We start from the raw sequence: 20497 nt of genomic DNA, 5'->3' as shown, positions 1-20497 counted from the left end.
GATCACTCCCTCTCGTGACGATGACCCAAGTGATCCACGTCACAGCATGGCAGGCGCCACTGACACTCAGCGGAAGGTGTTGCACTGGGCCATGTCGCCCGTGCGGTAGCCCTGGTAGAACCACTGCTGCCGCTGCTCCGCCGAGCCGTGCGTCCAGGACTCCGGCGTGACCCGGCCCTGGAACTTCTCCTGGATCCGGTCGTCGCCCACCGCCGCCGCCGCGTTCAGCCCGTCCCGGATGTCCTCGTCCGTGAGGTTCTTGATCAGCGGCCGCCCGTTGGACTCGTCCGGAGTCCGCGTCGCGTTGTGCGCCCACACCCCGGCGTAGCAGTCGGCCTGGAGCTCCACCTTCACCGCGTTGCTGTTCGCGCCCGTCTGCCCGTTCTGGGCCCGCGCCAGCGTCCCCGTCAGGTTCTGGATGTGGTGCCCGTACTCGTGGGCGATCACGTACGCCTGGGCGAAGGGGCCGCCGGTCGCCCCGAACTTGGTCCGCAGGTCCTCGAAGAAGCCCAGGTCCAGGTAGACCTGCCGGTCGGCCGGGCAGTAGAAGGGACCGACCGCCTTGCTGGCCGCCCCGCAGGCGGTGTTCACCTGGCCGGTGAAGAAGACCGTCGAGGCCGGGGCGTACTTCCCGCCGCGCCGCTGGAACTCCTGCCTCCAGAAGTCCTGTGTGCTGTTCACCACGGCCACGAGCCGGCAGTCCTCGCGGGTGTTCGCGTCCCGGCCCTTCTTGCAGCTCTGCTGCACCTGCGCGGCCGAGGAGGACGTCGAGACCGGCTGCGGACTCCCGTCCGACAGCCCCAGCTGGTCCGGCCCCACCCCGAAGAGCAGGCCCAGGACCAGCGCGATCAGCCCGACGACCCCACCGCCGATCGTGGCCCGCCCGCCCGGGATGCGGCTGCCGCGGAGGTCCTTGACCTCGGACGTGTCCAGATCGGCGTCGTCGTCGAACTGCATGCCGCACCGCCCTCCAAGCGTGGCCAATCCCTTCATCCTGATACGTGCCCCGTCCGCCCGGCGTGGCCCCTGGGCCGAACGGGTGAGGGCCGGGCCCCGAAAAGTGGTTGCGCACCCCCGTTAGAATGGCTTCATGGCAAATCTCCTCGCGGATTAGCGGCGTCGAAGAACGCGCGTCCCGCCCCCCGCTTCCGCCGTCCATACCGCCCTGGAGTATTTCCGTGATCACCGCCACCGGCATCGAGCTGCGCGCCGGCGCCCGCGTCCTCATCGAGTCCGCTTCCTTCCGCATCGCCAAGGGCGACCGCATCGGCCTCGTCGGCCGCAACGGAGCGGGCAAGACCACCCTCACCAAGTGCCTCGCCGGCGAGGGCCAGCCCGCCGCCGGCAGCATCACCCGTTCGGGCGAGGTCGGCTACCTCCCGCAGGACCCCCGCACCGGTGACCTCGACGTCCTCGCCCGCGACCGGATCCTTTCCGCCCGCGGCCTCGACGTCCTGATCAAGAAGATGCGGATGAACGAGGAGCGCATCGCCACCGGCTCCGGCGCCACCCGCGAGAAGGCCCTGCGCCAGTACGAGCGCCAGGAGACCGAGTTCCTCACCAAGGGCGGGTACGCCGCCGAGTCCGAGGCCGCGACCATCTCGGCCGCCCTCAGCCTCCCCGACCGCGTCCTCGGCCAGCCGCTGCACACCCTCTCCGGCGGTCAGCGCCGCCGCGTCGAGCTCGCCCGGATCCTCTTCTCGGACGCCGACACCCTGCTCCTCGACGAGCCCACGAACCACCTCGACGCCGACTCGATCATCTGGCTGCGCGACTACCTGAAGAACTACCGCGGCGGCTTCGTCGTGATCTCCCACGACGTCGACCTGGTCGAGACCGTGGTCAACAAGGTCTTCTACCTCGACGCCAACCGCTCGGTCATCGACATCTACAACATGGGCTGGAAGCTCTACCAGCAGCAGCGCGAGGCCGACGAGAAGCGCCGCAAGCGCGAGCGCCAGAACGCCGAGAAGAAGGCCGCGGCCCTGAACTCGCAGGCCGACAAGATGCGCGCCAAGGCGACCAAGACCGTCGCCGCCCAGAACATGGCCAAGCGCGCCGAGCGCCTGCTCTCCGGCCTGGAGGCGGTCCGCGTCTCCGACAAGGTCGCCAAGCTCCGCTTCCCGGACCCCGCGCCCTGCGGCAAGACCCCGCTGACCGCCGAGGGCCTGTCGAAGTCCTACGGCTCCCTGGAGATCTTCACCGACGTCGACCTGGCCATCGACAAGGGCTCCCGCGTGGTCATCCTCGGCCTCAACGGCGCCGGCAAGACCACCCTGCTGCGCCTGCTCGCGGGCGCCGAGCAGCCCGACACCGGCCAGGTGACCCCGGGCCACGGCCTCAAGCTCGGCTACTACGCCCAGGAGCACGAGACGCTGGACCCGGACCGCACGGTCCTGGAGAACATGCGCTCCTCCGCCCCCGACCTCGACCTGGTCGACGTGCGCAAGACGCTCGGCTCCTTCCTCTTCTCCGGCGACGACGTGGACAAGCCCGCGGGCGTGCTCTCCGGCGGCGAGAAGACCCGTCTGGCCCTGGCCACCCTCGTCGTCTCCTCGGCGAACGTGCTGCTCCTCGACGAGCCCACCAACAACCTCGACCCGGCCAGCCGCGAGGAGATCCTCGGTGCGCTGCGCACGTACAAGGGCGCGGTCATCCTCGTCACCCACGACGAGGGCGCCGTGGAGGCCCTGGAGCCGGAGCGGATCATCCTGCTCCCCGACGGGGTCGAGGACCTGTGGGGCCCGGACTACCGGGACCTGGTCGCCCTCGCCTGATCCCCTCCCGCCGGGTTGATCCAGTCCCGTATGGATCATTCGGCGCAGACGTGATCCATCATCTGAGTGAGACGGTCTCGTACCCTCGCGCTCTGTACAACGGCCCCGGCCGCATCCTCGCGGATGTGCGGCCGGGGCCGGCCGTTTTCGGCGTCCGGCCCCTGACCTGGCGATTCCCCTCGGTGACGGAGGAATGTGACCGAGGTCATGCAGCGGAAGAGGAGATTCCGTTCTGCTCGGGTGTCCACGGACCGGGAAATGCCGCCGGACCGACCTTGCTGAATGGGTGGCCAGGAAGCCGGGGAGGGGTGATCATGAGAAGCACAGAGCGCACTTCCCATGAGGAGGCACGGGTGGCCGAGACTCTGAAGAAGGGCAGCCGGGTGACCGGCGCCGCGCGCGACAAGCTCGCGGCAGACCTGAAGAAGAAGTACGACTCCGGTGCGAGTATCCGGGCGCTGGCCGAAGAGACCGGCCGGTCCTACGGATTCGTCCACCGGATGCTCAGCGAGTCCGGAGTCACGCTGCGTGGTCGCGGTGGCGCGACGCGTGGCAAGAAGGCGGCCGCGGCCTGACCCTGGCCTCCTGGCCGGGGCCGGTGCCCACGACCGTCCTACAGCTCCGTTTCCGTTCCACGCATGGTTCTTTCGGTGACCCCCGGTCGGCCTCGCGGTCGGCTGGGTGGTTACTGTGCAGTCACTTAGGTCGGACGTCCGGCCGCGACTGCACACCGGAGGCACCAGATGGCTCTGCTCGACAAGGATGGCGTACGGCTCACCATCGACGACACGGTCGCCACGGTGACGCTGACCAACCCGGCCAAGCGAAACGCTCAGTCCCCCGCGCTCTGGCGGGCGTTGGCGGAGGCCGGACGGTCGCTGCCCGGCACGGTCCGGGTCGTCGTGCTGCGCGGCGAGGGCAAGTCCTTCTCCGCAGGGCTCGACCGGCAGGCGTTCACCCCCGAGGGCTTCGAGGGCGAGCCGTCCTTCCTCGATCTGGCGCGCGGTTCCGACGAACTGCTCGACGCCACGATCGCCGAGTACCAGGAGGCTTTCACCTGGTGGCGGCGCAATGACATCGTCTCCATCGCCGCCGTGCAGGGACACGCCATCGGCGCCGGCTTCCAGCTCGCACTCGCGTGCGACCTGCGGGTCGTCGCGGACGACGTGCAGTTCGCCATGCGCGAGACCAGCCTGGGTCTCGTCCCCGACCTGGCCGGCACCCAGCCGCTGACCGCCCTGGTCGGCTACGCCCGCGCGCTCGAGATCTGCGCGACGGGCCGCTTCGTGCATGCGGAGGAGGCCGAGCGGGTGGGGCTGGCGAACCTGGTCGTCCCGGCCGACGAACTGGACGCGGCCGTCCAGGACCTCACCACCGCGCTGCTGGCGCCGCCGCGCGACGCCGTCATCGAGACGAAGGCGCTGCTGCGGGGGGCCGGGTCCCGTGCCTACGACGACCAGCGGGTCGCCGAACGCGCCGCCCAGGCGCGCCGCCTGCGCGACCTCGCGGGCCTCTCCGACTAGCCTTCCTTCCTGACGCGCCGCTCGCGCGGCTCGGCCGCGAGCGGCCTCCCCGGCTTCGCGGCGCTGCGCCGGACTCCGTCCGTCGGGGCGCCGGGCGCGGCCGCTGCTCCTGGCTGGGCCCGGCCGTCGCCCGCGGCCCGTTGCCGCTGCGCGGGTTGAGGTCCCCTACCCGCCCTTCCTCCCCCCGGCTACCGCTGGGAGGTACCCCCAGCGTGGGGGCGGTAGCGCCGTGTCCGTGGCCGCACCGGCGACCGAGGTGGGAACGGAGGAAGGGTGGGGCGGGGAGACGGCTCCGCGCAGCGGCACCCGCAGCCCTGGCGGGGTCAGAAGCCGTGGCGGGAGCCGCCGTCGACCGGGAGCATCACACCCGTGAGGTAAGACGCCGCCGGCGAGAGGAAGAACGCCGCCGTCCGCCCGAACTCCTCCGGCGTCCCGTACCGCCGCAGCGGGATCCGGGCCTCGTGCCCCGCCCGCGCGGCCGACGCGTCCCCGGAGAGCGCGTCCAGCTCCCGCACCCGGTCCGTGTCGATCCGTGCCGGCAGCAGCCCGATCACGCGGATCCCGCGCGGCCCCAGCTCCACCGACAGGGACTTCGCGAAGCCCGCCAGCCCCGGCCGCAGGCCGTTCGAGATGGTCAGGCCGGGGATCGGCTCGTGCACCGAGCCCGACAGGACGAAGCCGATGACCCCGCCCTCACCCAGCTCCGCGGCCGCGGCCCGGGCCAGCCGCACCGCGCCGAGGAACACCGACTCGAACGCCGCCGCCCACTGCTCGTCGGTGTTGTCCAGCGCGCCGCCCGGCGCCGGTCCGCCGACGCTGATGAGGATGCCGTCGAGCCCCCCGAAACGCTCCTTGGCCTCCGCCACCAACCGCTCCGCGGCCCCCGCGTCGGCGTTGTCGGCAGCCAGGCCCACCGCGTCCGGCCCCAGTTCGGCGGCCGCGGCGGCCGCCCGCTTCTCGTCCCGTCCGGTCAGCAGTACCTTCGCGCCGTCGGCGGCCAGTTCCCGCGCGGAAGCGAAGCCGAGGCCACGGGTGGCGCCGGTGACGATGTAGACACGGTCCTTCAGTCCAAGATCCATGCCGCCCAACCTACGCCGAAGCGGGCTCCGGCGACATGGCCTCCGCAGCCCCGGCCGCCTCGCGGTCGCGCCGCTCCCGGCGTACCAGGACCAGCCACCCCACCGGCACGGCCGCCGCGAACAGCCACCACTGCACGGCATAGGCCATGTGCGGGCCGATGGAATCGTGGTCGGGCTCCGCCACCGCCTCGGGGCCGCCGCTCCGCGGCAGCGGGGAGGTGAGTTCCAGGTAGCCGCCGAGGACCGGCTTGCCCAGGTAGGCGGCCTGCTGCTCGCTGTTGACCAGCATCACCTGACGTTCCGGCAGGCCCTTGCGGTCCTTGATCCCGCTGTCGCCGCTGGTCTCGTCGGCCTTGAGCCGTCCATTGACCGTCACCTCGCCCGAGGGCGCGGCCGGCACGGGCGGGTAGGCGGTCGGGTCGTCGCCGCCGGGCACCCAGCCCCGGTTCACCAGCACCACCCGCCCGTCGCCCAGCACGAGCGGGGTCACCACCTGGAAGCCGACCTTGTCGTCGTTCGAGGTGCGCATCCGCACGACGACCTCGTGCGCGGAGTCGTACGTACCGGTGGCCGTGACGGCACGCCAGTAGTCGGAGCGCGGGACGGTGTGGCCGGGCGAGGTGACCTCGGTCACCGGCACCGGCTTCGCCGACAGGTTCTTCGCGATCAGCTCGTTCTGGGCGACCCGGTGCTCATGGCGGTGGAACTGCCAGAACCCCAGCTTGATCATCACGGGGATGAGGACGAGGGCGATGAGGGTGAGGCACACCCACTGCCGGGTCAGCAAGAAGCGGTACACGCCCATGACGGTACCCGCAAGGGAAAGGACCCCGGAGGCCGGGTGGCCTTCCGGGGTAGAGGGGGAGGAAGCGGACGGGTCAGACGCGGTCGACGATGCCCACCTTCCCCTCCGCCCGGGCGCAGTGCCCGCCGCAGAACCACTGTCCCTCGACCTCCACGCCCTGCCCGATGATCTGGACTCGGCAGTGCTCGCAGATGGGCGCCATGCGGTGGATGGCGCAGGAGAAGCAGTCGAAGACGTGCACCGCGCCCTGCGCGTGCACCTCGAAGGACATCCCGTAGTCGTTTCCGCAGACCTCACAACGTGCCATGCGCCGCATGGTTCGCGGGCCGGAGGGCCGGAACAAGATCCGCCGGGGTGAGTCGCCGCGCCTGCACCCGCCCGGAGCAATCCCGACGCTACTTCTCCTCGGCGGGCGCCACGTCGCGCAGCAGCTGCGTGAAGGCCGCCTCGTCCACCACCGGGGTGCCGAAGGACTTGGCCTTGACCGTCTTGGAGGTCGCCGAGTCGGGGTCGTTGGTGACGAGCAGGCTGGTGAGCCGCGACACGCTCGTCGCGACATGCAGCCCGGCCTCCACCGCCCGGTCCTCCAGCAGCTCCCGGTCCACCGAGGTGTCACCGGAGAAGGCGACCCGCATGCCCTGCTTCAGCGGCTTGCCGTCCTCGAACCGCCCCGGGTTCGGGTACGGGGAGGGCGGCAGCTTCCTCGAGGCCCGCCAGCTGCCCCCGTACGAGGCCTGGTAGCCGACCCGCGGCGTGGCGGGGGAGTCCGACCACTCCGTCAGCGGGCGGCACTCCAGCAGGGGCAGGCGTACGCCGTCCCGCGCGGCCGCGTGCAGCGACGGACGGAAGGCCTCCGCCAGGACGCGGGCGTCGTCGAGGGCGTGGTGGGCGCGCTGCTGGACCACCCCGTAGTGCGCGGCGAGGGACTCCAGCTTGTGGTTGGGCAGCGGGAGGTCCAGCTCCTTGGACAGGGCGATGGTGCACAGCCGCTGGCGGACCGGCGCGGCCGACGAGGCCCGCGCGTACTCCCGGGCGATCATCTGCCAGTCGAAGATGGCGTTGTGCGCGACGAGGACCCGGTCCGCGAGCCGCTCGGCGAACTCCCCGGCGATGTCCTCGAAGAGGGGCGCGTCAGCGAGCATGTCGCTCGTCAGACCGTGGATCCAGACGGGGCCCGGGTCCCGGCGCGGGTTGACCAGGGTGTACCAGTGGTCCTCGACGTTGCCCCGTGCGTCGAGCCGGTAGACGGCCGCGGACACTATCCGGTCGTCGCGAGCGAGCCCGGTCGTCTCCACGTCGACGACCGCGTACCCCTGGGGGTACGCGGTCGGCCACGTCGTGTCTGCGGTCGTACGGTCGTCGAGCATGGTCATAGAGGATACGGGCCCTCACCGACAGTTCCGATTCCGCGGGGAGCCGGGTTCCGGCCGTCCCTCCCGCCGCGCCCCGCCGCGGCCCCGGATCCGGGCTCCGGTACGCGCCGTTCAGCCCAGTTCGGCGACCAGGTCCCCGGCGGTGACCTGCCGGAAGTCCGGCCCGTGGCCGTCGCGGCCGGGGAACAGCCGGTAGACCGTGCCCGAGGCCCGCTCGGGGGACGGGCCGCCGTGCACGGCGGCCAGGAACACCCGTCGCCCGGAGGCGAGTCGGGCCGCCTCGGCGTCGGCGTCCTGCGCGGGCGCGCGCACGTCCGGGTCCGCCAGCTCCGCGATCCGGTGTGCGAAGGCCGCCACCGGTTCGCCGGCCCGCCGCCGGTGCGTCCACAGCTCGTCGGGGAGGCCCGGTGCGGGAGCCCGGCGCACCACCGTCACCTCCCGGGTGCGGGCCGCGGCCCGCCACACCGTCAGGTCCCACAGCGTCACCCGCGCCGTCGAGCCGAACTGCTCGTACACGTCCCGGACCACCTCGCCCAGCCGCGGGCCCATCGTGGCGATGCTCTGGAAGCCGTCGGCCGGGGGCAGGTGGACGTCGGTCCACAGCGACTGCCGCAGCTCCAGGTCCACGACCATGGGCAGGCAGATCCGGGACCGGCCCGCCAGGTCGAAGCGCTGGCGGACGGAGCGCGGGTCGTAGCGGGCGTCGCGGGGCCGGCCGGCGGGCAGGCCCATGTGGCCGGCGAAGGCGTCGGGCAGCTCGTCGAAGGGGATGTTGTTGAAGCTGAACACCAGGGGGACGGCGTAGCGGACCCCCTGCGCGGCCAGCTGTTCCACGTCGAGGTCCACGTACTCCGTGGCCCCGTCGGGGGCCGGGGCGGAGGTGAGGTCTCCGGAGTGGACCGCCGCGCCCTCGCCGAACTGCAGGGAGGTGTAGTCGCAGAGGCCGGCGTAGGCCCAGTCGGCGTCGTAGAAGGCCACGGACAGGTCCAGGTCGGTGCGTTCGCCCTCGGGCTCCGTCCAGTGCAGGAACAGCCGCAGCACCTCGCCCGCGGGCACCGGCTGCCGGCTGCCCCGGGGGACCGCGACCAGGGCCTTGGCGGCGGCCCGTTCGGTGAAGGGGACGGTCAGGTCGGCCAGCGCGGAGTCCAGCACGGCGAGGTCGTACGCCCCCGGGGCGCCGCCCGCCTCCATCGGGGCATCCGCCTTCGGGCCGGCGTCCGCCGCCGCCCGGGCATCCGCCCCCGGGCTGGCGTCCGCTCCCGGGCTGGCGTCCGCTCCCGGGCTGGCGTCCGCTCCCGGGCTGGCGTCCGCCCCCGGGCCGGCGTCCGCCCCCGGCCCGGCGTCCGCCGCCGTTCCGGCGTCCGAGCCCGGCTCCGGCCGTTCGCCCGCGGTCGCGAACCGCCGCAGCAGCTCGGCCTCCAGCAGGGTGACGGTCTGCTCCACGAGCCCGGCGGGCAGCGGCGGCCGCCGCTCCGGCACCACCAGGGCACGGGTGACCTCGCCCCCCGGGAAGAACACCCGGCGCCGGCCGGTCCGGTCCTCGGTGCGCACCCGCAGGGCGCCGAGGGCGGACAGCAGCGGGCCCGGACCTGCCTTGGGCAGCCCGTGGCGCAGCGCCTCCGCCAGCTCGGACGGGAGTGCGAGTCCCGCGGCCTCCCCGGGCCGCCCCTCCGCGGCCAGCCGCAGCAGGTGGTCGAGCCGGCGCACCAGTTCGCCGGGGCGCTGCGCGGCGATGCCCGTCGCGGCGGCGAGGTCCCCGGCGGCCAGGGCCCGCTCCAGCCGCCCGGCCCAGGTCGCGGGCCGGATCCGGCCGGCCCCGGCGTCCGCCCGGACCGCGTCGGGATGGGCGGCCGCCGTCTCCAGCAGGGCCGCCCCGAGCGCGGTGCCGGCGCGGACCGGGGTTCCGCGCAGCACGGCGAAGGCCAGCGCGGCCCGCGGGTGGCGGCGGTGGTCCTCGAAGGGGTGCAGGACCTCGGCCGCCCGCTTCCACGCGGTGGGGTGCCGCAGCAGGTCCTCGACGAGGAACGCCGCGGGCAACCCGTCCAGCACGCCCAGCAGTTCCCGCCGCAGCCGCCGGGGCAGCCCGCCGAACCGGGGCAGCGGATCCAGGCCGGGCTCCCCGCCCGAGAGCACCGCCAGCACCCGCAGCACGTCGGTGGCCGTGGTCAGCCGCTCGGCGGGCAGTGCCCGTACGGCCTCCCCGGCGTCCTCCGGCGCCGCGGCCAGCAGCGTGGCGACCACCAGGGCCTTGGTCTCGCGCACCGGGATATCGGCGGGCAGCAGCCCCCGCCCGGCGGGGGAGAGCGGCAGCAGCGCCAGCAGGTCGTCGCGGTCCTGGGGGGACAGTGGGGTGCGCCGGGCCAGGAGCCGCCCGACCAGCTCGGTCGCGTCGGCGCGGCGGTCGGCGCCCAGCCGCAGCAGCCGCAGCGGGCCCGGGGTGGCGGGCTTGGCCGCGCCGACGGCCCGGACCGCCCGCAGGAACGGTTCGGCGGCGTCGATGCGGCGGTGGCAGAGGGGGCAGCCGTCGTACTCGGTCTCGTCCCAGCACGCCCGGCACACCAGGTGCGCGCACGGTGAGACGGCGCGGACGCGCCCGGCCTCGCCGCACAACACGCACGGCTGGTACGGCCGCTGGAGCAGGTGCGCGAAGATCCGGTCGGCGTACAGCGCCCCGGGGTCGCGGGGCAGTACGCGCGGGAAGCGGCGCAGGAGCGGGCGGTGGGTCCGGTCCGAGCCGAGCAGCCCGTCCGCCAGGCCCGTCAGCCGGCTGTGCGCGGCGGCGAGGTCCTCGGGGCCCAGCCCCGCCAGGGCGGCGTGGAGTGCCGGGTCGAGGAGGTAGCCGCGGCCCAGCAGTTCCGCCTCCAGCCTGCGCAGCGACGGTCCCGGTGCGCGGCCGGGCTCCGGTTCGTGGTCGACGTACACGGTCTGGATACGGCGCAGCAGGACGGAGTCGGCAGCCGGCAACGGCGGTTTCCCCTTCGGGAGACGGAGCTGGAACGGCGCGCGGGGGCCCGGCGGGAGCGCGGGCGCGGCGGCGCGCGGAAGTCGGTGGGACGGGGGCGGAGAGAGGGCGCGCGGAGTCTTTTCGTAGAAGGGTGAGAAGGATGCACGCCGGGGAGCCGCCCCCGTCGGATCCGATCCGACCACACCCGGCCCGGGCCGCCAAGCGATTTACGGGGGCGGGTCGTCCGCCGTCAGGAGGGCTTCCGTCAGGGCCCGCACGGACAGCACGAAGAGGCGTTCCGGGTCCGCCGGGCGGCCCAGGGCGCGGGCCAGGTCCGGGTCGTCCGGGGCGGCGGCCGGCTCCCACAGCTCGCCCTCGCCGGGGGACTGGACGGGGGAGCGCTCGCGGTTGCGCTCGACCAGGACGAAGCCCACCACCTGGAACTGGACGGCGCGCACCGCGTCGGCCGCGCGGGCGCCGCGCAGCCCCGCCGCCCGCACCTCGGCGACCAGGGCCCGCTGGGCGGGCAGGAACATCCGGTCGGTCAGGCCGCGTTCGTGGACCATCGCGATCAGGTGCGGGCGCTCGCGCAGCTCGCGGCGCATGCTGCGGGCGACGGAGACGATGCGCTCGGCGGGGGTGCGGCCGCAGGGGCGGATGGCGCCCATGTCCTGGACGGTCCGTTCGACGAGGGCGTCGAGGAGCTGTTCGCGGTTGCCCACGTGCCAGTAGATCGAGGTGACCGCCGTGCCGAGTTCGGCGGCGAGTTTGCGCATGGTGAGGGCGCCCGGGCCGTGCTGCCTGACCAGTGCGGCGGCGGCCTCCAGTACCTCCTCGCGGGTGAGCGGGCTCCTCGCCATCGGCGTCCTCCCCGGGGCCGACCGATCCGACGTCGCGTCAGTTTTCCTGCGTGCGGCCCTCTTTACCCTTCATCGGCAGCGGTGTAACTGTGTTACAGGACCCCTCCCCCAGACTCCGTCCGGGGGGACCCCCAGAAGGGTGGTGCGGAACATGGCACGCGTACGGTACGGAGCGCGCACGGAAGCGGAGATCGCCGCGTCGCGCGAGAAGAGCTCGAACCTCCCCGACATCTGGTCCACCGGAGTGGTGGCCGTCTGGGAGACCGATCCGGACGTGGTGGCGGCCGTCCTGCCGCCGCCGCTGAAGCCCGCCGAACGGCCCCTCGTCCGGGCCAACATCAGCAAGGTCGACCTGCCCGGCTACCCGCTCGGCGCCGGCTCCGTGGCCGTCGCCGCCCGGCACGGCGGGGTCGAGGGCTGGTACCCGCTGGTCATGCCGATGACCCACGAGCGGGCCCTGACCGGCGGCCGCGAGGTCTTCGGAGAGCCCAAGAAACTGGGCGAGGTCACCGTCGAGCGCGAGGGCCTGGTCGTCCGCGCCGCCCTCGCCCGGCACGGCATCGCCTTCGTGGAGGTGCGCGGGGCGGTGGACCGGGAACTGCCGGTGCCCGAACCGGCGAAGAAGACCGACTTCTACTTCAAGTTCCTCCCCGCGGTCGACGGCTCCGGCTTCGAGAGCGATCCCGTCCTCGTGCACTGCACGCGCAACGAGAAGGTCCGCAGACTGGAACACCTCACCGGTGACGTGATCCTGCGCGAGTCCATGTTCGATCCCGTGGCCGACCTGCCCGTCCGCCGCCTCGTGGAGCTCACCCTCGGCGAGAAGACCACCGACCAGCAGGGCCGCGTCGTCGAACGGGTCAGCGCCCAGGCCCTGCTCCCGTACCTCCACCAGCGCTACGACGACCCGCAACAGGCCTTCGACGGACCGCCCGAGGGGAGTGCGTGACATGCGGCTCGCATCCGGACAGGTGGCCGTCGTCACCGGCGCCGCGAGCGGCATCGGCCTGGCCATGGCCCGCCGCTTCGCCGCCGAGGGGCTGAAGGTGGTCCTCGCCGACGTCGAGGAGGGCGCCCTGCGCAAGGCCGCCGACGCGCTGGGGGCGGAGGGCGCCGACGTCCTCGCCCGCACCGTGGACGTCAGCGACCGCGACTCCGTCGTCGCCCTCGCCGACGCCGCCTACGAGGCCTTCGGCGCGGTCCACGTGCTCTGCAACAACGCGGGCGTCGGCTCGGGCGCCGAGGGCCGCATGTGGGAGCACGAGCCCAACGACTGGCAATGGGCCTTCTCCGTCAACGTCTGGGGCGTCTTCCACGGCATCCAGGCCTTCGTCCCCCGCATGATCGCCGGCGGCGCCCCCGGCCACGTCGTCAACACCTCCTCCGGCGACGGCGGCATCGCCCCGCTGCCCACCGCCTCCGTCTACGCCGTCACCAAGGCGGCGGTGGTCACCATGACCGAGTCCCTCTACGCCCACCTCAAGGCGGAGGGCGCCTGCGTCGGCGCCTCCGTCCTCTTCCCCGGACCGCACATGCTGCGCACCGGCCTGTGGGAGTCGCACCGCAACCGCCCCGAGCGCTACGCGAAGCAGCGGCCGCGCAAGTCCCCGTACCGCACCCTCGACCAGTACGAGTCCGCGATGCGCGCGGCCGGGCACGAGGTGCGGTTCACCCCGGTCGAGGAGGTCGCCGAACACGTCGTGGACGGCATCCGCGCCGACCGGTTCTGGATGCTCCCGGCCAGCGAGCACAGCGACCGGCAGATCCGCGCCCGTTCGCAGTCGATGCTCGACCGCGCCAACCCCGCCTACCTGGAAAGCTTCATCCTCGACTGAGGAGCGACACACCGTGAGCGCGTACGAAGACCCGTACCTGATCATCTCCTCCGACTGTCACGCCGGGCTGCCCACCGAGCAGTACCGCCCCTACCTCGACTCCCGGTTCCACCGCGCCTTCGACGAGTTCCTGGGCCAGCGCGACGCCCGCCGCGAGGAAGCCACCCGCCTCGGCATCCGCAACGAGGCCTTCGCCGAGAAATGGTTCCACGACCACGAGGAGGGCCTGAAGGGCGGCTGGGACCCGGCCCAGCGGCTGAAGGAGCTCGACGGCGACGGGGTGGCCGCCGAGGTCGTCTTCCCCGACGCCGACGCCGTGGACAGCCAGACCGCAGCCCCCTTCGGCGTGGGCCTGGGCCTCTCGGGCGACCAGGACCCCGAGCTCGGCATGGCGGGCGCCCAGGCGCACAACCGCTGGCTCGCCGAGTTCGTCTCCCGCAACCCCGAGCGGCACTGCGGCGTCGCCCTGCTGCCCGTCACCGCCGAGCCGGCCAAGGTGGTCGCCGAGATCCACCGGGCCAAGGAGTCCGGCCTCGGCGCCCTGATGATCCCTTCCATGTGGGTGGACAAGGCGCCCTACCACGACCGCCGCTACGACCCGGTGTGGGCGGCCGCCGCCGAGACCGCGATGCCCGTCGTCACCCACTCGGGCGCGGCCCCGCGCCACGAGTACGGAGACCACCTCGGCATCTACGTCTCCGAGGTCACCTGGTGGCCGGCCCGGCCGCTGTGGTTCCTGCTGTGGTCCGGGGCCTTCGAACGCCACCCGGGCCTGAAGTTCGGGGTTGCCGAGTCGGGCTGCTGGTGGCTGCCGAACCAGCTGTGGTTCATGGACCGCCTCTACCTCGGCGCGCACGGCGGCAAGAAGCTCTCGCCCTTCGCCGAACTGAAACGCCCGCCCAGCGAGTACCTCGACCGGCAGGTCTTCGTCTGCGCCACCAACACCAAGCGCCGCGAACTGGCCCAGCGCTACGAGATCGGCGTGGACAACATCCTGTGGGGCTCCGACTTCCCGCACCCCGAGGGCACCTGGCCGGACACCCGCAACTGGCTGGCGAGGACCTTCCACGACATCCCGGTCGCCGAGACCCGGCGCATGCTGGGCCTGGCGGCGGCCGAGGTCTTCGGCTTCGACACGGCCGCGCTCGCCCCGCTCGCCCGCCGGATCGGCCCCACCCCGGCCGAACTGGGCCAGAGCCCGGACCAGGCGGCGGTGGAGGCCTCCTGGGCCCGCTCCCGCGAGACCGGCCGGCACTGGCTGACCGGCGAGGACTTCCCGGTCCTGGGGGTCTCGGCATGACGGAGGACCGCTACACGGTCATCTCGGCGGACTGCCACGCGGGCGCCGACCTGCTGGACTACAAGCCGTACCTGGCCAAGCGCCACCACGACGCGTTCGACGCCTGGGCCGCCACGTACGTCAACCCGTACGAGGACCTGCTCGCCGACACCGCCGACCGCAACTGGAACTCGGCGCGCCGGCTGGCGGAGCTGGAGGCGGACGGCATCGTCGCGGAGGTCGTCTTCCCGAACACCATCCCGCCGTTCTTCCCCAAGGCCTCCCTGATGGCCCAGCCCCCGTCGGCCGCCGAGTACGAGCTGCGCTGGGCCGGGCTCCAGGCCCACAACCGCTGGCTGGCCGACTTCTGCGCGGACGCGCCAGGCCGGCGGGCGGGGGTGGCGCAGATCCTCCTCAACGACGTGGACGCGGCGGTGAAGGAGATCCGCCGTGCCCGTGAGGCCGGGCTGACGGGCGGCGTCCTGCTGCCCGGCGTCCCGCCCGGCTCGTCCGTCCCCGAGCTGTACTCGGACGCGTACGACCCCATCTGGGCGGTCTGCGAGGAACTGGACGTCCCGGTCAACCACCACGGCGGCTCGGCGTCCCCGCCGCTGGGTGACGAGCCCGCCGCCCGGGCCGTCTTCATGGTCGAAACCACCTGGTTCTCGCACCGGGCCCTGTGGCACCTGATCTTCGGCGGCGCCTTCCGCCGCCACCCGGGCCTGAAACTGGTCCTGACGGAACAGGGCTCGGGCTGGATCCCGGGGGTCCTGCAGATGCTGGACTACTACCACGGCCGCCTGGTGGCTGCCTCGTCGACGGCGGAGTCCAAGTTCGGGGCGGGGCTGGCGGAGTCCATGGGCAAGGGCCCGAGCGAGGTGTGGCGGGACAACTGCTTCGTGGGAGCGAGCTTCATGCGCCCCCACGAGGTCCCGCTGCGGGAGCGGATCGGCCTCCACAAGATCATGTGGGGCAGCGACTACCCCCACGACGAGGGCACCGCCCCCTACTCCCGCGAGGGCCTGCGCATCGCGTACGCGGGGCTCCCGAGGGAGGAGGTCGCGGCCATGGTGGGCGGCAACGCCGCCCGGGTGTACGGCTTTGACCTGGCCCTGCTGGACGCGGTGGCGGCGAAGCATGGCCCGCTGGTCTCGGAGATAGCCGAGCCGCTGACGTCCGTCCCGCCCGACGCCACCAGCCCGGCCTTCGCCCGAGGGGGGTCGGTCCGGGTCTGGTGACGTACGGCTCCCGCCGGGGCGGTTCACCAGGGGCTCAGCCTCTTGATCCGCTCGGGCGGGATCCGGTCGAGGCCTTCGACGTGGACGTTCGAGCCGATAGCGATCGTCAGCCGGTCAAGGGCCGCGAGCGGAGCCAGGTCGTGGCTGCTTCCGGAGCCTGCCAGGGTCAGATGGGTGAGTTCGGGCAGGTCGGCGAGTGCCGCCAGACCGTCCGGGCAGTGACAGCCGGAGAGGTTCACCCTGTTCAGCTGAGGCTGTCCGAGCAGCACCGCCAGGTCCAGGTCCTCGTGCATGAGTACACCGAGGCTGCGGAGGCGGGGGAGCTGTGGCAGTGCGGCCACTTGGTTCAGGAGCTCCGGCCCCGTGACGTTGAGCAGTTCCAGGTCCGGCCAGGGGTCCAAGGAGTCGAGCCGCAGCCCTTGGTTCATCAGTACCAGCCCCTTGAGGGACCGCGGGGCGGGGATGTGTGAGACGCGCTGCACGTACGTCGGCGTGTTGAACGTCAGCCAATCAAGTGCGCCCAGCATGGCGAGCGGTGCGAGGTCGAGCCCGCCGGGCAGGTGCGACAGCACCAGGGTCTCCAACCCGGGGAGGGACGCAAGCGGTCCCAGACCGGAGAGGTTCGGGCAGTAGTGCAGGGCCAGGTACTCGAGGCCTGCGTGAGGGATCAGAGAACCGAGGTCGTCCAACCCGCTGTCGAACAGTACGAGGCTCTTCAGGCCCGGGCCGTTGACCCGTGCCGGAACCGTGTCGGTTCCGTTGAGGTGCAGGCTTTCCACCCGGGGCAGCGTCTCCAGCGCAGCGAGCTGGGCCGGGGTGCGGACCGTGATGGTGTTCCGGCCGAGTGCCGCGCCGGCGAGTACCTCCACGGCGTACGGTCCGGTGTCGAACTGCTGCCAGCTGCTGGCGATCCACCGTTGGACGGTGGGCCGGCCGTCCCGGCGGAAGCGGGCGATGAGGTCCATCGCCCGGGCTCCGCCGATCAGAGCCGCCGCCCACACGCAACCAGCCGCCTCATCCTCCGAAAGCCCCGCCGGGCCGGGCAGCAGCTCCAGCACCAGTTCCCCGGCCTTCGCCAGGCCCTCCGCCTGTTCCGGCGTGCGTGGCGGGAGCAGTTCCGCGGTCCGGGACTGGATCTCGCTCCGCAGGGACGGGTCCAGTTCCGGGGCGTGTTCCAGGCAGGCGGCGGCCAGGAGGACGAGCCTGTTCTTCGCCCCCTTGACCTTGTCCGCGCGCTTCAGCAGGCCCCGCAGGATGCGGGTCCGTTCGTCCGGCCGCGCGTGGCCCACCGCCATGCGGACTACGTCGTCCCAGGTGTCGTCCTGGGCGTTCTTGACCAGGACGCCGAAGTCCCGGGACTCCACAGCGGCCTTCGCGCCCAGGTAATCCTGGAAGGTGCGGTGGACGAAGTCCACCGAGCCCTCCACCGGCTCGCGCAGCAGCCCGCTGCGGATGAGGAGGTGGGTGAAGACCCGCTCCGGGTCACCCTGGACCTGCGGCATGACATGCAGCCACTCCGCCACCAGCTCGACCGCCTCCTCCCGCCCCGCCTCCACCTGCCCGTTGCGGATCAGCCAGTACGCGAACCGCTGGAGCAGCAGGATCTGTTCGTCCCGGGTGAGGTAGACCCCCTCCACCCCCGAGATCTCCCGCTCCGTGTCCCGCCGGACCAGCAGCATGTCCAGTGCCGCGTCGTACAGCTCCTTCCGCGCCCGGGGCAGCTGCATCCGCCGGTCCCGGTTCAGGGCGCAGAGCAGGGCGCACATCAGGGGGTTCGTGGCCAGGCGGCCCAGGTCGCGGCGGGCTGTCACCGCCTCGCGCAGCGAGGACTCGTACGCGTCGAGGTCCTCGCCCGGGCACTCCGCCCGCGCGGCCCGGTGCCAGTGCCCGATGAACGCCCCCACCTCCTCCCGCTCCATCGGCAGCAGTGAGTGTGCTGCGAAGCCCTCCCGTGCCAGCCAGTCCTCCGGCACCGCCGACGGGCGGGTGGTGACCACGTACCGGGCCTTCGGGAAGGCCGAGATCAGGGACCTCAGCCAGGTCTCCGTGCGGCCGCGCAGCCGCTGCGGGACCTCGTCCACCCCGTCGACCAGGACCAGCGCCCGGCCGCTGAGCATCAGCTCCTCCACCCAGCCCGGCGGAGCCGACAACGGCACCCCGGCGGCCTTGAGGAACTCCTCCGGCAGGGGCAGCGCCTCCGTCGTCGTGAAGGACCGCAGCCGCAGGACGAACGGTACGGACAGGGCCCACGGCCCCTCCGCCCGCCGGGCCGCGTTCAGCGCGAGCCACTGGAGCAGCGTGCTCTTGCCCGAGCCCGCCGGGCCCCGCAGCAGGACCCGTTCCGCCGCGCCGAGCGCCTGGTCGGCCCGGAGCGTCGTCCGGTGCATCCCCGGCTCGCCCGGCAGCACCGGCGGCTGCTCCCCGCTCACGCCCAGGCCGATGTACGCCAGGTCCAGCGGCCACTCCTCCCGCGCCCGGCCGGTCGTCAGGCCGAACAGCTGGAGCCGTCCGTGGGTGTCGGCCACCCAGCGGGCGTACCGCTCCTCGAAGGCGTGTCCCGCCCCGTCGCCCCCGGCCTCCGCCAGCCGGTCCACCGACCGTTGCAACGCCCCGGTGCGGCGTACGAGTTCCACCTCCGCCCGCGCCCCGAACGAGGGCAGCGTCGTCAGGTACTCCACCGCGTGCGCGCAGGCGAGCCGGATCAGGTCCCGGGCCAGGGCCTCGGCCGCCGGGCTCAGCCCCGACTCCGGCGGTACCCGCAGCAGGGCCGCCAGCCGGACCGGGTCCAGGTCCGCCGCGAAGACGGCATCGGCGTCCACCCGGCCCAGCCCCGCGAAGGCGTCGGCCACCGCGTCGAGCGCCGCCAGCCGTTCGTGTTCCGGCAGCCGGGCCGCGGCCCCGCCCAGACGGCCGGCCAGCCCCTCGGCCAGCCTCCGCGCCTCCGGCGCACCCAGCTCCTCCGGCCGGCGCCAGCGCGCGGCCGGCCGTACCGGGCGGTCGGCGAGCCGGGCCCCCGGCACCTGGCCCAGCCGGGACCGCCACAGCCACCCCGCCGCCGTGCTCGCCGCCCTGAGTACGGCGGTTTCCACCCCTGCCATGCACCCTCCCCCTTGTACCCCGGGTAACCCCGTCGGATACTGATCGGTAACAACCCCTAGCGGCACCCCGGAACCCGCCCTAAGGTGCGCCCATGCCCAATCTGCCCGATGTCGTGCTGTGGTCCATACCCGCCTTCGTGCTTCTCACCGTCATCGAGGTGGTCAGCTACCGGCTCCATCCCGACGAGGACGCCGCCGGCTACGACGCCAAGGACGCGGTCACCAGCGTCACGATGGGGATCGGCAGCATCGGCTTCGACCTGCTCTGGAAGATCCCGGTCGTCGCGGTCTTCACCGCCGTCTACGAACTGACCCCGCTGCGGGTGCCGTTCCTGTGGTGGACCGCGCTGCTGATGCTCCTCGTGCAGGACTTCCTCTACTACTGGCAGCACCGGCTCCACCACGTCATCCGCATCCTGTGGGCCTGCCACGTCGTCCACCACAGCAGCCGGAACTTCAACCTCACCACCGCCCTGCGCCAGCCCTGGACCAGCGCGACCACCTGGTGGTTCTACCTGCCGATGGTCGCCCTCGGGGTGCACCCCGCTGCGATCCCGTTCTGCTACGGCATCAACCTCCTCTACCAGTTCTGGGTGCACACCGAGCGCATCGGAAAGCTTCCCCGCCCCTACGAGTACGTCTTCAACACCCCCTCCCACCACCGCGTCCACCACGCCTCCCAGGGCGGCTACCTGGACCGCAACTTCGGCGGCATCCTGATCGTCTGGGACCGGATGTTCGGGTCCTGGGTGGGGGAGACCGAGCGGCCCGTCTACGGGCTCACGAAGAACATCGGCACCTTCAACCCCCTGCGCGTCGCCACCCACGAGTACGCGGCCATCGCCCGCGACGTGCGCGCCGCCCGCAGCTGGCGCGAGCGCGCCGGGCGGGTGTTCCGCGGGCCCGGCTGGCAGCCCGCCCCGGCCGCGGTCGCGCAGGCCGAGAAGGCGCCGGAGCCCGCCGCGTGAGTGCCGTCCAGTCCCGTATGCGGGCGGTACCGGAGGGCACCGGCACCGCCGGGCGGCTGCTGCTCGGTGCCTTCGCCCTGGCCTGCGCCGTCGACCTCGCCTCGCTGCTCGCCGGCTGGCACCCGGGGCACCTGATCGCCAAGCCGCTGCTGATGCCGCTGCTCGTCGGGTACGTGCTCACCCTGCGTGCCCCCCGGCTGCTGGTCGCCGCGCTGCTGTTCGGCTGGGGCGGGGACCTGGCCCTGCTCTTCGACGCCGAGCCCGCCTTCCTCCTCGGCATGGGCTCCTTCGCCGCCGGGCACGTCTGCTACCTCATGCTTTTCAACAAACACAGTCTGTTCGGGCGCGGCCGGACCAGTCCCGTGCTCGGGGGCGCGTACGCCGTGGCGCTCGTCGGGACCGTCGCGCTGCTGTGGGGGGACCTGCCGGCCGGACTGCGGATCCCCGTCGCCGGCTACAGCCTGCTGCTGGCCTCCATGGCCTACCGCTCCAGCGCTCTGGGCCGGATCGCGGGGGTGGGCGGAGCGCTGTTCCTGCTCTCCGACACCCTCATCGCCACCGGGGTGGCGAAGTGGCCGCAGCTGCCGCGCCCCGACTTCTGGATCATGGCCACCTACCTGGCGGCCCAGTACCTGCTGGCCGCGGGAGCGCTTCGCCGGGAGCAGGCGTACGGTAGGGAAGTCCTACAAGACTGAACTACCCGGAGGGCTGCACCACC

The 20497-nt window shown here is 73.0% G+C and carries 17 protein-coding genes; 9 read left to right on the top strand and 8 right to left on the bottom strand.

The window, feature by feature from the left end; translation table 11 throughout:
* Positions 1-66: 66 nt before the first annotated feature.
* Complete coding sequence (locus BX286_RS09840; protein ID WP_079425605.1) at positions 67-957, bottom strand: neutral zinc metallopeptidase; 891 nt, start codon at positions 955-957, stop codon at positions 67-69.
* 221 nt (positions 958-1178) lie between these two features.
* On the opposite strand from BX286_RS09840, the gene BX286_RS09835 reads away from it, so the two are divergent.
* The 3 genes from BX286_RS09835 to BX286_RS09825 all read left to right on the top strand — a co-directional run bounded on the left by BX286_RS09835 (position 1179) and on the right by BX286_RS09825 (position 4300).
* Positions 1179-2777 carry an ABC-F family ATP-binding cassette domain-containing protein gene (locus BX286_RS09835; protein ID WP_045951569.1) on the top strand — a complete coding sequence of 533 codons (1599 nt, stop codon included), beginning with the start codon at positions 1179-1181 and terminating at the stop codon, positions 2775-2777.
* A 353-nt stretch (positions 2778-3130) separates the two neighbouring features.
* Complete coding sequence (locus BX286_RS09830; RefSeq protein WP_007263382.1) at positions 3131-3352, top strand: helix-turn-helix domain-containing protein; 222 nt, start codon at positions 3131-3133, stop codon at positions 3350-3352.
* A gap of 168 nt (positions 3353-3520) precedes the next feature.
* A complete protein-coding gene (locus tag BX286_RS09825) occupies positions 3521-4300 on the top strand; it encodes an enoyl-CoA hydratase/isomerase family protein (RefSeq protein ID WP_079425603.1) in 780 nt (259 codons plus the stop codon).
* A 323-nt stretch (positions 4301-4623) separates the two neighbouring features.
* Here BX286_RS09825 and BX286_RS09820 read toward each other — a convergent pair whose 3' ends face one another.
* The 6 genes from BX286_RS09820 to BX286_RS09790 all read right to left on the bottom strand — a co-directional run bounded on the left by BX286_RS09820 (position 4624) and on the right by BX286_RS09790 (position 11361).
* A complete protein-coding gene (locus tag BX286_RS09820) occupies positions 4624-5379 on the bottom strand; it encodes an SDR family oxidoreductase (protein WP_121017607.1) in 756 nt (251 codons plus the stop codon).
* 10 nt (positions 5380-5389) lie between these two features.
* Entirely contained in the window at positions 5390-6178 is a 789-nt protein-coding gene (locus BX286_RS09815) for an SURF1 family protein (protein WP_079431639.1), read from the bottom strand.
* Between the two features lie 79 nt (positions 6179-6257).
* Positions 6258-6491 carry a hypothetical protein gene (locus BX286_RS09810; protein WP_079431638.1) on the bottom strand — a complete coding sequence of 78 codons (234 nt, stop codon included), beginning with the start codon at positions 6489-6491 and terminating at the stop codon, positions 6258-6260.
* Between the two features lie 88 nt (positions 6492-6579).
* A complete protein-coding gene (locus tag BX286_RS09805; protein ID WP_100863888.1) occupies positions 6580-7557 on the bottom strand; it encodes a DEDDh family exonuclease in 978 nt (325 codons plus the stop codon).
* A 111-nt stretch (positions 7558-7668) separates the two neighbouring features.
* On the bottom strand, positions 7669-10521 hold the full coding sequence (locus tag BX286_RS37405) for an RING finger family 4 domain-containing protein (RefSeq protein WP_261993392.1): 2853 nt from the start codon (positions 10519-10521) through the stop codon (positions 7669-7671).
* A 207-nt stretch (positions 10522-10728) separates the two neighbouring features.
* Complete coding sequence (locus tag BX286_RS09790; RefSeq protein ID WP_121014865.1) at positions 10729-11361, bottom strand: TetR/AcrR family transcriptional regulator; 633 nt, start codon at positions 11359-11361, stop codon at positions 10729-10731.
* A 151-nt stretch (positions 11362-11512) separates the two neighbouring features.
* Between BX286_RS09790 and BX286_RS09785 the strand changes: the two genes are divergently transcribed.
* From BX286_RS09785 to BX286_RS09770, 4 genes are read left to right on the top strand one after another with little or no spacing between them, the layout of a single operon-like run.
* Positions 11513-12310 (top strand): acetoacetate decarboxylase family protein, encoded by a 798-nt coding sequence (locus tag BX286_RS09785; RefSeq protein WP_100864300.1) that lies wholly within the window; start codon positions 11513-11515, stop codon positions 12308-12310.
* Between the two features lies 1 nt (position 12311).
* Positions 12312-13196: an SDR family NAD(P)-dependent oxidoreductase gene (locus BX286_RS09780; RefSeq protein WP_079425597.1), complete on the top strand. Its 885-nt coding sequence runs from the start codon at positions 12312-12314 to the stop codon at positions 13194-13196.
* 13 nt (positions 13197-13209) lie between these two features.
* Positions 13210-14496, top strand: a complete 1287-nt coding sequence (locus BX286_RS09775) for an amidohydrolase family protein (protein WP_100863890.1) — start codon at positions 13210-13212, stop codon at positions 14494-14496.
* Entirely contained in the window at positions 14493-15713 is a 1221-nt protein-coding gene (locus BX286_RS09770) for an amidohydrolase family protein (RefSeq protein WP_121014864.1), read from the top strand. Before BX286_RS09775 ends, BX286_RS09770 begins: the two co-directional genes overlap by 4 nt.
* A gap of 23 nt (positions 15714-15736) precedes the next feature.
* Here BX286_RS09770 and BX286_RS09765 read toward each other — a convergent pair whose 3' ends face one another.
* On the bottom strand, positions 15737-18811 hold the full coding sequence (locus tag BX286_RS09765; RefSeq protein WP_121014863.1) for an NACHT domain-containing NTPase: 3075 nt from the start codon (positions 18809-18811) through the stop codon (positions 15737-15739).
* Between the two features lie 92 nt (positions 18812-18903).
* Between BX286_RS09765 and BX286_RS09760 the strand changes: the two genes are divergently transcribed.
* Entirely contained in the window at positions 18904-19779 is an 876-nt protein-coding gene (locus BX286_RS09760) for a sterol desaturase family protein (protein WP_100863892.1), read from the top strand.
* Between the two features lie 17 nt (positions 19780-19796).
* Entirely contained in the window at positions 19797-20474 is a 678-nt protein-coding gene (locus BX286_RS09755; protein ID WP_079425587.1) for a lysoplasmalogenase, read from the top strand.
* Positions 20475-20497: the final 23 nt, after the last annotated feature.

Origin of the sequence: Streptomyces sp. 3211.6 (assembly GCF_003634815.1) — a bacterium.
GTDB classification, from domain to species: Bacteria; Actinomycetota; Actinomycetes; order Streptomycetales; family Streptomycetaceae; genus Streptomyces; species Streptomyces katrae_A.
Note: the sequence above shows the minus strand (reverse complement) of the source record. Positions and strands in the feature narration are given on the sequence as shown.

What these genes read in the sequence shown, in the direction of transcription:
- BX286_RS09780 (WP_079425597.1), top strand. Translation starts at nt 12,312, where the DNA reads ATGCGGCTCGCATCCGGACAGGTGGCCGTCGTCACCGGCGCCGCGAGC.
- BX286_RS09770 (WP_121014864.1), top strand. Translation starts at nt 14,493, where the DNA reads ATGACGGAGGACCGCTACACGGTCATCTCGGCGGACTGCCACGCGGGC.
- BX286_RS09785 (WP_100864300.1), top strand. Translation starts at nt 11,513, where the DNA reads ATGGCACGCGTACGGTACGGAGCGCGCACGGAAGCGGAGATCGCCGCG.
- BX286_RS09765 (WP_121014863.1), bottom strand. Translation starts at nt 18,811, where the DNA reads ATGGCAGGGGTGGAAACCGCCGTACTCAGGGCGGCGAGCACGGCGGCG.
- BX286_RS09755 (WP_079425587.1), top strand. Translation starts at nt 19,797, where the DNA reads ATGCGGGCGGTACCGGAGGGCACCGGCACCGCCGGGCGGCTGCTGCTC.
- BX286_RS09840 (WP_079425605.1), bottom strand. Translation starts at nt 957, where the DNA reads ATGCAGTTCGACGACGACGCCGATCTGGACACGTCCGAGGTCAAGGAC.
- BX286_RS09790 (WP_121014865.1), bottom strand. Translation starts at nt 11,361, where the DNA reads ATGGCGAGGAGCCCGCTCACCCGCGAGGAGGTACTGGAGGCCGCCGCC.
- BX286_RS09760 (WP_100863892.1), top strand. Translation starts at nt 18,904, where the DNA reads ATGCCCAATCTGCCCGATGTCGTGCTGTGGTCCATACCCGCCTTCGTG.
- BX286_RS09825 (WP_079425603.1), top strand. Translation starts at nt 3,521, where the DNA reads ATGGCTCTGCTCGACAAGGATGGCGTACGGCTCACCATCGACGACACG.
- BX286_RS09805 (WP_100863888.1), bottom strand. Translation starts at nt 7,557, where the DNA reads ATGACCATGCTCGACGACCGTACGACCGCAGACACGACGTGGCCGACC.
- BX286_RS09810 (WP_079431638.1), bottom strand. Translation starts at nt 6,491, where the DNA reads ATGGCACGTTGTGAGGTCTGCGGAAACGACTACGGGATGTCCTTCGAG.
- BX286_RS09820 (WP_121017607.1), bottom strand. Translation starts at nt 5,379, where the DNA reads ATGGATCTTGGACTGAAGGACCGTGTCTACATCGTCACCGGCGCCACC.